The organism is Puniceibacterium sp. IMCC21224 (genome assembly GCF_001038505.1).
Classification (GTDB): Bacteria; Pseudomonadota; Alphaproteobacteria; order Rhodobacterales; family Rhodobacteraceae; genus Puniceibacterium.
In genome coordinates this window covers 854726-867214 of sequence record NZ_LDPY01000001.1, presented here as the reverse complement: position 1 = coordinate 867214, position 12489 = coordinate 854726, and the positions used below count along the sequence as shown (strand labels likewise).

Annotated in this window: 14 protein-coding genes; 8 read left to right on the top strand and 6 right to left on the bottom strand. The window is 58.2% G+C overall.

Going from position 1 to position 12489, the window contains the following annotated elements; all coding sequences use genetic code 11:
- Positions 1-2 precede the first annotated feature (2 nt).
- Genes IMCC21224_RS03970 through IMCC21224_RS03960 form a run of 3 tightly spaced genes read right to left on the bottom strand, consistent with a single transcriptional unit; the run spans position 3 to position 2719 of the window.
- Entirely contained in the window at positions 3-218 is a 216-nt protein-coding gene (locus IMCC21224_RS03970) for a phage head-tail joining protein (protein WP_047994240.1), read from the bottom strand.
- 4 nt (positions 219-222) lie between these two features.
- Positions 223-2211, bottom strand: a complete 1989-nt coding sequence (locus IMCC21224_RS03965; RefSeq protein ID WP_047994239.1) for a phage terminase large subunit family protein — start codon at positions 2209-2211, stop codon at positions 223-225.
- Positions 2159-2719 carry a hypothetical protein gene (locus IMCC21224_RS03960; protein WP_047994238.1) on the bottom strand — a complete coding sequence of 187 codons (561 nt, stop codon included), beginning with the start codon at positions 2717-2719 and terminating at the stop codon, positions 2159-2161. The genes IMCC21224_RS03965 and IMCC21224_RS03960 overlap by 53 nt, the downstream gene beginning before the upstream one ends.
- 111 nt (positions 2720-2830) lie before the next feature.
- Between IMCC21224_RS03960 and IMCC21224_RS03955 the strand changes: the two genes are divergently transcribed.
- The 3 genes from IMCC21224_RS03955 (at position 2831) to IMCC21224_RS03945 (ending at position 4000) form a co-directional block, all read left to right on the top strand.
- Complete coding sequence (locus tag IMCC21224_RS03955; RefSeq protein ID WP_047994237.1) at positions 2831-3100, top strand: hypothetical protein; 270 nt, start codon at positions 2831-2833, stop codon at positions 3098-3100.
- A 5-nt stretch (positions 3101-3105) separates the two neighbouring features.
- Positions 3106-3324 (top strand): hypothetical protein, encoded by a 219-nt coding sequence (locus IMCC21224_RS03950; protein ID WP_047994236.1) that lies wholly within the window; start codon positions 3106-3108, stop codon positions 3322-3324.
- A gap of 91 nt (positions 3325-3415) precedes the next feature.
- On the top strand, positions 3416-4000 hold the full coding sequence (locus IMCC21224_RS03945) for a DUF3489 domain-containing protein (protein WP_082135124.1): 585 nt from the start codon (positions 3416-3418) through the stop codon (positions 3998-4000).
- Here the strand turns inward: IMCC21224_RS03945 and IMCC21224_RS26930 are convergent.
- Positions 3918-5047, bottom strand: a protein-coding gene (locus IMCC21224_RS26930) for an IS3 family transposase (protein WP_156178107.1) whose coding sequence is annotated in 2 segments (ribosomal slippage) — positions 3918-4807 and positions 4807-5047 — 1131 coding nt in all. Because the reading frame shifts where the segments join, the coding sequence is not laid out codon by codon here. The two genes, IMCC21224_RS03945 and IMCC21224_RS26930, sit on opposite strands and share 83 nt — an antisense overlap.
- Positions 5048-5091: 44 nt before the next feature.
- On the bottom strand, positions 5092-5607 hold the full coding sequence (locus IMCC21224_RS03930) for a hypothetical protein (RefSeq protein ID WP_053078884.1): 516 nt from the start codon (positions 5605-5607) through the stop codon (positions 5092-5094).
- Positions 5608-5945: 338 nt separating this feature from the next.
- Between IMCC21224_RS03930 and IMCC21224_RS03925 the strand changes: the two genes are divergently transcribed.
- The 4 genes from IMCC21224_RS03925 (at position 5946) to dcm (ending at position 9724) form a co-directional block, all read left to right on the top strand.
- Positions 5946-6398: a DUF2924 domain-containing protein gene (locus IMCC21224_RS03925; protein WP_047994234.1), complete on the top strand. Its 453-nt coding sequence runs from the start codon at positions 5946-5948 to the stop codon at positions 6396-6398.
- A complete protein-coding gene (locus IMCC21224_RS03920; RefSeq protein ID WP_047994233.1) occupies positions 6395-7702 on the top strand; it encodes a recombinase family protein in 1308 nt (435 codons plus the stop codon). Before IMCC21224_RS03925 ends, IMCC21224_RS03920 begins: the two co-directional genes overlap by 4 nt.
- Positions 7699-8091, top strand: coding sequence for a bacteriophage-like protein (locus IMCC21224_RS03915; RefSeq protein ID WP_047994232.1), 393 nt, complete (start codon positions 7699-7701; stop codon positions 8089-8091). Before IMCC21224_RS03920 ends, IMCC21224_RS03915 begins: the two co-directional genes overlap by 4 nt.
- A gap of 274 nt (positions 8092-8365) precedes the next feature.
- Positions 8366-9724, top strand: a complete 1359-nt coding sequence (gene dcm, locus IMCC21224_RS03905; RefSeq protein WP_082135122.1) for a DNA (cytosine-5-)-methyltransferase — start codon at positions 8366-8368, stop codon at positions 9722-9724.
- Between the two features lie 98 nt (positions 9725-9822).
- Here the strand turns inward: dcm and IMCC21224_RS03900 are convergent.
- Positions 9823-10910 (bottom strand): IS3 family transposase gene (locus tag IMCC21224_RS03900; protein ID WP_156178101.1). Its coding sequence is split into 2 segments (ribosomal slippage): positions 9823-10649 and positions 10649-10910, totalling 1089 coding nucleotides; the frame shifts between segments, so codons are not numbered across the junction.
- 12 nt (positions 10911-10922) lie between these two features.
- On the opposite strand from IMCC21224_RS03900, the gene IMCC21224_RS03890 reads away from it, so the two are divergent.
- Complete coding sequence (locus IMCC21224_RS03890) at positions 10923-12485, top strand: ATP-binding protein (RefSeq protein ID WP_047994230.1); 1563 nt, start codon at positions 10923-10925, stop codon at positions 12483-12485.
- Positions 12486-12489 lie beyond the last annotated feature (4 nt).

The window sequence follows — 12489 nt, the reverse complement described above, 5'->3', positions numbered from 1 at the left end:
GATCAGAGCCCCTTCGTCGTCGTGACACGCACCTGCCGAACGATCCGCCGTCCTTCAGCAGCCGCGATCTCGCGGTCAAGCGCCTCGATGGCCCGGTCGATTTCCGCGACGCTGCGATAGTCCACCGTCTTTCCGTCGTAACTGACACGCGCCACGCCAGAGGAACGCTGAACGGCCAAGGTCTCGCGGCGGGCACGGAGCTCGGCAATCGTAGACATCAATTCACCTCATATAACTTGAGCGCACGGTTCGCCGCTGTGGCCCCGCGCGCCGAGAAGCGGGTGTCGTGTTTCCCGCCCCGTCCTCCGCTGTGATCCCGACCTGTGCTTCCAGATCGGCCCAACGCGCCTCAGACCAGCGATCGGCCCCAAGGATCCACGCGGCGGCGCGGGCATAGACCCGACAGTCAAGCGCTTCATTGCGTTCGCGCAACTTCTGCCATTCGAGCCGGGCAAAGCCGCGTTTGGTGCGCACCGTGACCAGTTGTTCGGCCGTGAATTGCTTCAGCCACTCGCCGTCAGCCCAGTTTGGCAGATGGATCGTTCCGGGCGGGCAAAGGTGCCCAGCCTCGATTTCCTCCCGCGTCGGCCGGTCCTGGCGCAAATAGCGATAGGTCTCGGTCTTGAAGGTCGACGTGGCGACCGTCCAAAGCCGCGCACCGCGCCGCAGCCGTTTGCCTGCGATGGTCGCGTCCACATACGTCGGGCCAGTGACCGGGCTCGAGCGGTTGAAGCCTTCAACGCCTTTGACCGGTGCCACCTGCGCGAAGCCGACCTGTCGTGACCAGGCATAGACAGCACTGGTTTCGTAGCCGGTATCGATCGCCAGCCGTGCCAACGTCATATTCTGACCGGAAGCATGCACCCATGTCTGGCCGAGCAAGTTGGCCAGTTGCTGCCAGCACGCCGGATCGCCGGGCCCGCCTTCAATGACCAGGTGATCGATCAGCCAACTCTCCAGCCCGCGGCCCCAGGCCCAGACATCGACTTCGATGCGATCTTTCTGAACGTCGGCCCCGGCTGTCAGGAACAAGCCGCGCTCTGGAACAGTCCCTCCGCCCCAGGTCTCGCGCTGGTCCGCCAAGCGCTGCCAGTCCGGCGCCTCGCCGGTTTCGACCCATGTCTCGCCGAGGATCGTATTGCGGAATGCCTTGATCGCCTCGTCCGACCCTTGCGCCGCGTCCCATGCGCGCACGATCCGCTCCCAACTCAGCCAGCCGATCGGCGAATAGAGCGCCGAGAGATGATAGCCGACAGTGCCAGGATCGGCGGCCGTCGCAGTCGCGCGCCATTCGCCTGCCTCCAGCATCGCCGTCTTGTTGTGTTCGGCAATAGGCGTCTCGCAGCCCTCGCAGTGATATTCAGCAGTCTCCGGCCGCCCCTTTTGCCAGCGCAGGCGTTCGAACTTCAGCCACTGTTCTTGACCGCAATGGGGACATGGCACGAAATACCGGCGTTGGTCGCTGGCCTCAAACTCCCGCTCGATCCGGCTCAGGCCCCGAATTGTCGGCGTCGAGACCAGGAACACCTTGCGCCGATGGGCGAAGGTCAATGATCGTGCTTCGGCCAGCGTGACTGGGTCGCCTTCATCGTCAGCGGAGGCCGGATAGGCATCGACCTCGTCGAGGAAGATGTAGCGCGCGGGTGTCGAGCGCAGACCCACGGCCGAGTTCGCTCCGGTCATGATCAGGATGCCGCCCGCAAACTCCTTGGACAGCATGGTGTTGCCCGCGTCGCGCGATCGGGCCGGTTTGACCCGCTCGCGCAGTTCCGGGCTTTCATCAATCAACGGGTCGATCCGCTGGCGCGAGTTTCGTTTCGCTAATTCCACCGTCGGCTGGACCGCCAGCATTGGGCCCGGCGCCTGGTGGATCGCAAAGCCGATCCAGTTGTTCCCGGCCTCGGTCGCGCCGACCTGCGCCGCCTTCATAAAGACGATCCGCTGGGTCGGGTCGCCAGGCGACAGCCGGTCCATGATCTCGGCCATGTAGGGCGTGCGCGCCGTGCGATACCTTCCCGGTTCGGCCGAAGCGCGCCCCGAAAGCATTCGGTGCCGATCCGCCCATTCGGAAACGGTCAGGTCCGGATCGGGCGTGAGGCCCGCGCCCCATGCACGCAGTATCTCTGCCGCGCCGTCGAAATCCAGTACATCGTCGGCATCACCGGAGATCGGGTTTGATCTCGGCAAGATCGTCGAGCTGGGCACGGACATGTTTTTCCAGAACTTTCTGCATCGCGGCGGTCTCAACGCCCAGATCGGCCGCCATCAACGCCGCCGCTCGGGACGGCCAGTTGACCCAGACGTCACGCTCCTGCCGCGCCAGCCGGAACACCAGCGACAACGCGCGGGCCCGGTCGATCAGCTCGCCTTTCAGCTTCTGTAGCCGGAGGCGCCGTTCCTGCGCCTTCAGCACTTCGTTCGCCGTCTTGGCCTGCAGGAACGTGGTGCCGCTGCCGATTTGTGGCGCCGCTAACCCCTGTTCACGGAGCGTCTCGCCGACTGCGGACACTGCCGCCTCCGGGACAGGCTTGAGTTTTGGCTGCGGCGCTTTCCGGGTCTTCGACGGATCGGTCGCTTCGGCGCGCAAGGCATCGCTGGCCACCGCGTCAATGCTGCCATCGCCGTACAGAACCAGCCGCCCTGTCGCTTTGGCCTTCTGGATTGCACCACGTGAAAGGCCGACGCGGGCGGCATACCGGCGCTCGCTCAGACCCTCCATTGCGTGCTCCGATTATCATTCAAAATCATGTTCTTATGTAGTTGATAGGCCTCCGTACCAGAGCGAACGTGGTCTCAAGAAAAAGATGCAACTCACCACGGAGCCGCCACGATGACCCGCCTGAACCCGCAGACAACGCCCCGCCATCAACTGCGCGCCGAGAAGGCTGCGCGGAACAAGGAGGCGGCCTTGAACGCCTTCATCGGCAAGAAAGCCGAAATCGACGAGATGCTCGTCCGCTTGGCAAGCCTCAGCGACGAGCATTTCAACTCCCATCCCGACGATATCAACTGGGGCCATGTCGACACCCTTGAGCATTACGCCAGCCTCCTGAAGCGCATCACCGACAGCGCCTTCAGCGAAGGCGAGCACGCGGAGTGAGCGCCATGGAAACCAGCATCGTCCGCATTGCCATCCGTAAGCTGCCCGATCATTTCGACCGGAGCCGTATCACCACGGTCCTCGACGAAATCGAAAGCGCCCTGATGGACGATGGCGGCGTTTATGTCCGGGCCTACGCCGACAGCATGACGATCACCATCGAGGTTCCGACCGATCAGCTGATCGATGCAGCCGCCTGTCTGAAAGACCTCGGCCTGATCTGAATTCGGCTCGGTCAGCCCGCAGGCCCGCACTTGCGGGCTTCATCCGGTAGAAGGCGCCGCATCCTGCATTGCCCGAACACCGGAGAAACCAATGACCCAGATCCAGCTATCCGACCCACAAGCCATCATCCTGTCCACCGCCTGCGCGCGGGATGACGGGGCAGTGTTCCCCGTCACCGCCAGCCTCAAGGGCGGCGCCGTTGGCAATGTCTGCAAGAGCCTCCTGAAGAAGGGGCTCATCGAGGAGATTGCAGCCAAGGACCTGAACACGGTCTGGCGGCACGACGAAAAGGGCGGGCCGATAACCCTGCGTTCCACGTCGCTAGCTTACAGCGTCCTCGGGATCACCAACGAACCGAACGAAAGTGCCCCCACCGATAGAGCAAGCGAACCCGTCCAGCGTCGAAATGGGACCAAACAGGCAAAGCTGATCGAGATGCTCCGCGCTGAAGGCGGCGCGACCATCGAGGAAATCATGGTCGCAACTGGATGGCAGTCACATACGGTTCGTGGTGCCATGTCCGGCGCGCTGAAGAAGAAGCTCGGTCTTGAGGTGGACTTGCCACGCAAAAGTTCCGGTCTCTCAGCTCATGTTAGGCAGCCCGTCTCTCGAAAGCCAAGGGACTTTTCCCGCCAAGGGATGAATGCCGTCTTCGCGGGTTGTAGAACCCATTGATGTATTGGAATATTGCTCCTTCTGCTTGTCTGCGGGTCGCCCATTTCTGACGCCAGATCAGTTCGGCTTTCAGAGATTTGAAGAAGGTCTCGACCATGGAATTGTCATAACAATTTCCCTTGCCGCTCATTGAGACCAGAAATCCATGCTGCTTCAGACTTTTCTGATAGTCACCTGAACAGTATTGAGAGCCACGATCCGTATGATGGATACAGCCTTTGGGTGGCTTTCGCAGCCCTACTGCCATGTCTAATGCCTTGATGGCCAGGTCCCGCTTCATCCGGTTACTGACCGCCCAGCCAATGACCCGGCGGGAGTAAAGATCGATGATCACTGCCAAATACAGCCATCCCTCGCTCGTCCAGATGTAGGAAATGTCCCCTGCCCATTTTTGGTTTGGGCCATCAGCAGAGAAGTCCTGATCAAGAAAGTTGGGGGCGACATTGAAGGCGTGATTGCTGTTAGTCGTGACTTTATGTTTACGGGTTCGAATAACCTTGATCGCGTTCTCACGCATCAACCGGCCTACCCGGCGGTGCCCGACAACAAGACCGAGATCGCGCAGTTCCTCCGTCATGCGAGGTCGGCCGTAGCTTTGCAGGCTAAGGCGGTGTTGTTCTCTGATATGGGCCAACAGCACCATGTCATCTCGCTGGCTTCGGCTGATAGGGCGGATCTTCCAGGCGCGAAACCCACGGGAAGTTACCCGCAAAACGCGGCATAGAAACTCAATGGGCCAGATCTTCTTCCAGGTGTCGATAAAGGCAAACCTCACGCCTTTTGGCCTGCGAAGAAGATCGTCGCCTTCTTTAACACTTCCCTCTCCTCGCGGAGTAGCCGGTTCTCTTTGCGAAGGCGGGCGTTCTCCTTCTCCACATCCTCATGCGGGCCGGACATCAGGTCATCATTCTGATGGTGTTGAACCCACTTGTTCAGTGTCGAAACACCAACCCCTAAATCAGACGCAATCTGAGGTCGCGTCAGTCCACTGCTTGTTGCAATGCGAACCGCATCACGTCTGAACTCGTCGCTGTATCTTGGTGCCAATTTGTGTCTCCTTCATTGCGAATATCGCTCGAAAGAGACCGGAACTAAATCGCGACAAGTCCAAGTCCAACCTTCTCCTCTGTCAGGTCGATCGTGGCGCCCCGTTCCCGTCCCGCGTATTCGTGCAGGCGATCAGCGGCGAGCATCGCCATGTGATCGGCGGACGCGTCGAACAGGTCGGGATGCTCCAGAAATACCCGGACCGCGATGTGTTTCGGATCATGTGCCTTGTTGGGTGCATCCTCATCACCGGTCTTCATGTCCGGAAACAGATTGATGCCCTGACGGTCGGCCTGGGTCTGGATGACTTCGAGGCCACGTCTGTCACCCAGTTCGGCAATCCGGTGGAGATCGGCACGCAGACCTTCCGGATAACTGTCCTCGGCTCCCGTCAGGAGCTCGTGGAGCGCGCCCCGCGCAATATCCTCTTCCTGATCAAGCAGATCGACAGAGAAGCTGGTGAAATTGCCCTCGTGACGGACCAGCAATGCCTTCATCAGGATCAGATCAATTGTCTTGATGAACCGGGGGTTCACGAACTTCTTCAAATTGCCTGCCATCGCGAATCCCCTTTTTCCATGAAATGAATGTTCATAATATGTTCTCGTCCATGTGCCCGCAACCGTCGGGCGATCAGTTGGGACGAATTTCGAAACCGATGAGTAGAAGCCAAGGGAGACAACCGACCCGAGGCCCGCATGAAACGCCCCAATCCACTCCCACCCAACCAGATGACTCCAGCTGAACGCCGTGCCGACCTGTGCAGGCTGCTGGCTCTCGGGTTGGTTCGCCTACGGATGCGGGACCGGGCGGAAGTATCTGACGATATTGGAGAAAGTTGCCTACACTATCCGGCCGACGAATGGCGTCATGCAACTCCAACTCACCGGAGAAATGCATGACCAAACAAGATCCTATTCCCGCCCGCCTGGCCGCGCTCAAGACGACATCGACGGCAGACCTGAAGCAGCAATGGCGTGAGCTGTTCGACAGCGAGCCGCCGCCGTTCAACCGTCGCTACCTTGAAAGCCGTCTGGCCTACCGCATTCAGGAGCTCGCCTATGGCGGCTTGAAGCCGGAAACCGTGAAACGTCTGGAAGCCCTTGGCGAACACCTCGATGGCGGTGATCGTAAAAAGAGCCGAATCCGCGCTGACCTGACGCCCATCGTCGGGACGCGGTTGATCCGTGAATGGCAAGGCGTCGAGCATGTCGTCACCGTGACCGCCGACGGCTTCGACTGGCAGGGCCGCCCTTACAAATCGCTGTCGGCCATTGCTCGCGCCATCACCGGCACGCGCTGGAACGGCTGGGTGTTCTTCGGCCTGAAAAACCACCGGAGGAGCGCATGACCAAGCCGATTGTCCGGAAACTGCGCTGCGCGATCTACACGCGCAAATCCTCCGAGGAAGGGCTCGAGCAGGAATTCAACTCGCTCCACGCGCAACGGGAGGCCTGCGAGGCCTATATCGCAAGCCAGCGCTCCGAAGGCTGGGTGTTGGTCCGCGATCAGTATGACGATGGTGGCATCTCGGGCGGGACGTTGGAACGTCCCGGCCTGAAACGGCTGCTTGCCGATGTCGAAGACGGGCTGGTCGACGTGGTCGTCGTCTACAAAATTGACCGCCTGTCGCGCTCGCTGATGGATTTTTCCAAACTGGTCGAGGTGTTTGACCGAAACGGCGTGACCTTCGTTTCTGTCACTCAGTCATTCAACACCACCACATCCATGGGGCGGTTGACGCTGAACATCCTGCTGTCATTCGCCCAATTCGAGCGCGAAGTGACGGCGGAACGTATTCGGGACAAGGTCCGCGCCAGCCGGATGAAGGGCATGTGGATGGGCGGCGTGCCGCCACTGGGCTACGAGGTGAAGGACCGAAAGCTGATCATCAAGGAGGCCGATGCCGCCAACATCCGCTGGATTTTCGCCCGCTTCATCGAAATCGGCTCGGGCACGGAACTGGCTCGTGAACTGGCGGCACGGGGCATTCAGACCAGCCGTGGCAACCGGATCGACAAGAAGTACCTGTATCGCCTGCTGAACAACCGCGCCTACATCGGCGAGGCCGTGCACAAGGGGAACAGCTATCCCGGCGAGCATGATGCCATCATCGAAAGGGATGTCTGGGACAAGGTCCACGCCATCCTGACTGAAAGCCCTCGCAAGCGAGCCGCGCGCACCCGCGCCGACACGCCCGCACTGCTCAAAGGGTTGCTCTACGGCCACGACGGGGCGGCCTTCTCGCCGACCCACACGCGCAAGGGCGGCAAGCTCTACCGATACTATGTCAGCCAGACGGTGCTGAAGCACGGCGCTGGATCGTGTCCGGTGGGGCGGGTCCCCGCTGGTGAGATCGAGGCCGCCGTGATTGACCAGCTCCGCGCCGTGTTCCGCCAGCCTGAGATTGTGGCGGGCACATGGAAGGCGGCCCGCTCGCAGGATAACGAGATCACCGAGGCCGACGCCCGTGACGCATTGACCCGTCTTGATCCACTGTGGGATGAACTCTTCCCCGCTGAGCAAGCGCGCATCGTGTCGCTGCTGGTCGAGCGGATCGACATTGGCACCGATGGCCTCGATGTTCGCCTGCGCATGGACGGGCTGACCGGGCTCGCGCGCGAAATGATGGCTGACGTCGGAACGGCCGTATGACCCGCGCGAAGCCAGTGCCGGAAACAGTTACAGTGCACATCCCGTTCCGCCTCGTGAAGCGCGGCGGTCGCAAGGAGATGCAGATGCCGGATGGGGCATCTGGGCACAGCAAGATGGATAACACGTTGGTCAAGGCACTGGCGCGGGCGTTTCGCTGGAAGCGGATGCTGGAAACCGGCGAATTCACAACCATCGCCGAGTTGGCGGATCGCGAAGGCATAGCGCTCTCCTACATGACACGAGTGCTGCGCATCACTCTGCTGGCGCCGAATCTTGTTGAGGCGATCTTGGAAGGCCGACAAGGACCAAAGGCCACCCTGGCTAAGCTTCTGGAGCCAGTATCGGCCAAATGGGAGGATCACAACGACCAGTTTGAGGCCAACCGGTAGCCGAAAGTTGAGACACCAAGATTAAGCTGGTGCATTCTGGTGCATTCCTGTGTAATCTGGTTCAGCGCGGCAGAGGGAGCGGTCATGCCAGACGTCGAAACAACCGAGATGCGACGGTTCACGATCTCATTGGAAGCATCAGCACATGACGAATTAAAGCAAATCGCTGCGTCACACCGCCCACCATTATCTCTGCAGTACGTGGTTAGATACGCACTTCTGCGTTTTCTCGACGAGAATAGAGATCAGCAACTTAAGCTGGACATCGAATAACATGCGGACTTTAAAATTCATTGATCTGTTTGCTGGCCTCGGTGGATTTCACCTTGCTCTTCAGTCACTTGGCCATCAGTGCGTGTTTGCTTGCGAACGCGACGAAAATTTAGCACTCCTTTATGAAAAGAATTTTGGAATTGTCCCTCATGGTGACATTCGTACACTCGACCTGCCTTCCGTTCCGGATCATGATATTCTTTGCGCAGGTTTCCCCTGCCAACCTTTCTCGAAGGCAGGAGGTCAGCAAGGATTTGAATGCCCACAATGGGGAGACTTGATCGATTACGTTGTCCGAATCTTGCGGCAAAAAAAGCCAGAATTCTTCATTATTGAGAATGTTCCTAATCTTGTTCGCCACCGGCAGGGTCAGACATGGCGTAAGATTTTGCACAAACTGCGCCTTGCTGGTTACAGCGTGGATGACGGAAAACTCTCGCCTCACCAATTGGGTGTCCCACAAGTTCGCGAACGTGCGTTTATTGTTGGTCGACGCGGTGGGCTTGGTGACTTTTCCTGGCCGGTGCCTCACTTGGAAGCAAATCTTTCAATCTACAATGTGCTCGACACGAACCCACAGGACGCCAAGCCTTTGCCGGAGAGTTTCCTAGGCTATCTCGAGGCGTGGCAGGAGTTTCTCGATCGTTTTCCAGCAGATGAACAGTTGCCATCATTTCCGATTTGGGCGATGGAATTTGGGGCAACTTATCCTTTCCTCGATCGCTCTGCATGCGGAATCGGCGTTGAAGAACTGGGTTCCTATAAGGGAAGTTTTGGAACTCATCTTTGTGATCTGAAGGCAGAAGACGTTGTTTCGGCGTTGCCGGCCTACGCACGCGGCAACGCAGACGGATATCCCAAGTGGAAAATCGATTTCATCCGACAGAACCGCGAATTTTATGAGAGGCACAAAAGTTGGATTGACGACTGGCTACCACGCATCCGTGGTTTCGCGCCAAGCTTCCAGAAATTCGAATGGAACTGCAAAGGCGAGAAGCGTTTAATCTGGGACTACGTCATCCAGTTTCGTGCATCGGGGATCCGCGTCAAACGTCCAGTCACTGCACCCTCGTTGGTCGCAATGACGACGAGCCAAGTACCCGTGATCGCTTGGGAGCGGCGGTATATGACCACGCGAGAATGCAGCCGCCTCCAAAGCATGGGAAAATTGGAGCACTTGCCTGAGGCTCAGACTGCAGCCTTTAAGGCTCTTGGTAATGCTGTGAATGTTGATGTGGTTCACGCGATTGCACGAGAACTCCTATCGCTTACTGATGACAAAAATTCCGGAACAGGGGTTTTTTCATCTCCCTCGAGGGAGAAGAAACAGCCCAAAGCCGCATTTGAAACGGCTGCATAAGTATCTGGATCGCATAGGAAGGACCGCAAATTGGCGGCACAAAAGGTTGATATTCGTCCGGTAATCCCCCCATTTTTAATGGGGTGCAGCCGTAGAACTTACGCGGCCATTTTCAGTTTCTGTGCGGGTGTGATGCCGCCGATGCCCATGTTCGGGCGGTCGTTGTTGTAAGTCCAGAGCCATTGCGTGGCGAAGTCTTGGGCCTCCTCGATGTTTTCGATGATGTGTTGGTCCAGCCATTCATTCCTGACGGTGCGGTTGTAACGTTCGATGTAGGCGTTCTGCTGGGGCTGTCCTGGTTGGATGTGCTGGAGGGTAACACCTTGTTTCTCAGCCCATTCCAGCAGCTTGATGCTGATGTATTCAGGGCCATTATCGACCCGGATCGTGCCGGGCTTGCCACGCCATTCGATGATGCGATCGAGGCTCCGGATCACGCGTTCAGCAGGCAATGAAAAGTCGACCTCAATGCCAAGCCCTTCGCGGTTGAAGTCGTCCAGCACGTTCAGCAGTCGAAACTGACGACCGTCGCTCAGCCTGTCGGCCATAAAGTCCATCGACCAGGTCATGTTGGGGGCCTCGGGTACCGCCAGCGCGTCGGGTTTATCCCGCTTTAGCCGTTTGCGGGGCTTAATCCGCAGGTTCAGTTCCAGCGCGCAATAGATGCGATAGACCCGCTTATGGTTCCACGGATGACCTTTGACGTTGCGCAGGTGCAGATAGCAAAGTCCGAAGCCCCAAGTCTTCCTCGTATCCGTCAGCCCGACAAGCAAATCGGCAATCTGTTCGTTCTCATCGCTCAGAAGCGGGCTGTAGCGATAGCAGGTCTCGCTAACCCCAAAGGTGCGGCACGCCACGGCGACACTGACCCCGCGTCGCTCTACCGCCGTTGCGGCCATCTCTCGTCGCTGAGATGGCCCAGTCACTTTTTTCCAAGGGCTTCCTTCAGCAACTCGTTCTGCATGCTCAACTCTGCGAACATCTTCTTCAGGCGTCGGTTCTCGTCTTCAAGCGCCTTGGTCTGCGCGATCATTGAAGCATCCATCCCGCCATACTTCGCCCGCCATTTGTAAAAGGACGCTGTGCTCATACCATGTTCGCGGCAAAGCTCGGCCACCGGAACACCGCCTTCGGCCTGGCGCAGGATCGCAAGGATCTGCGGCTCACTGTATCTCGTCATCTTCATCTGAATCTCCTCATGCATCTTGCCGAGAAAATTCTACTTCCGCAGCCCCTTACTTTCGGGGGGGATTACCGTCCTGGCGTGAGTGTTCTCGCAGTATTGAGGCATCTGAATTATAAGCCTTGGTACGCCCTTGCAGAATTCGTGGACAATGCGGTCGAAAGTTTCTCTCGAAATGAGAACCAGTTGCGGGCGCACCATGGCGGCGACTTCAAACTCGTCGTAAGCATCGATATCGACACAACATCTCCTGCTCGCATTTCTATCCGTGACAATGCCGCTGGCATCGCGCTCGTGGATTTTGGTCGAGCGTTTCGCCCAGCCGCGATTCCACCCGACCGGACTGGTCTTGCTGAGTTCGGAATGGGCATGAAAAGCGCCGCCTGCTGGTTCGCACCACAGTGGTATGTTCGAACGTCTGCTTTTGGTGACCCGGTGGCTCGTACCGTGCGTTTTGAGATCGCCAACATTGTCAATGATGAGATCGAAGAATTAGATATTGAGGAAGAGCAGGAAGAAGCCGATTTTCACTATACTGAGATCGTGTTGGAAAATACCTTTCACGTCCCTGTCGGGCGCACAGTCGGGAAACTCAAGGAACACCTGACTGACATTTACCGTGTCTTTATCCGCGAGGGGGCTCTGGAGCTTCGCTTCAACGGCGAAACTCTCGCGCCGCAAGAACCGCCGATTCTGTCAGCTCCATACTTCCGCGAAATGGAAGGCCCACCAAACTTATGGCGAAAGGACATCGCATTTGACCTAGGAGATGGGTTGTCGGTCCAAGGCTTTGCCGCTCTGCGGGAGACGGCGAATACGGCCAAGGCTGGCTTTTCGCTTTTCCGACGTGGTCGTGTGATCGAAGGAAGTGGTGACGAAGGATATCGACCGTCCTTCATCTTCGGAAGTTCGAATAGCTACCGGTATCAGCGGCTATTTGGTGAACTTCACCTTGATGGTTTCGAGGTCAGCCACACAAAAGATGGTTTTCGTTGGGACGAAAACGAACAGCCGTTCCTAGAGCTGTTACGTGAACACCTGGATAGTGAAGACTTGCCTCTGCTCAAACAAGCAGAAGGCTACCGCGTGCGCGTCGCTCGGGCTCAGATGACTCGCACTGCGACACAAGCGGTCGATAACACGGCGAGAGCGATCGCAGCGCGACTGCCTGAGGCATTGCCAGCGATATCCGATGCACCTCCAGTCGATGCGCCTGACGAGGAATCGCCGCATGCGGGGACTCTCGCACGAAAGCAATTTGATATCCGCTTCCGTGACAAAGACTGGCGTATCAACATAGAGTTGACCGAGGATCCGTCAGAAAGCCTCTGGTTGGTTTTCAGCGACGTGGCCGCCTCAACAGAGCAGCCGCGTTGTCTCGACATTAGGGTTTCGATGGTGCACCCATTCATGGTCCGATTTGCACAAACTGATAGCGAAGATGTGGAGGCGCTCTTGCGAGTAGCTGCTGCGCTTGCTCTTGCGGAAGTATTGGCTCGTGACTCCGGCGTGCGCCATGCCGGAACGATCCGCCGAAACTTAAACGACATTATTCGTCAGGCGCTTTCGGATGCGTAATATT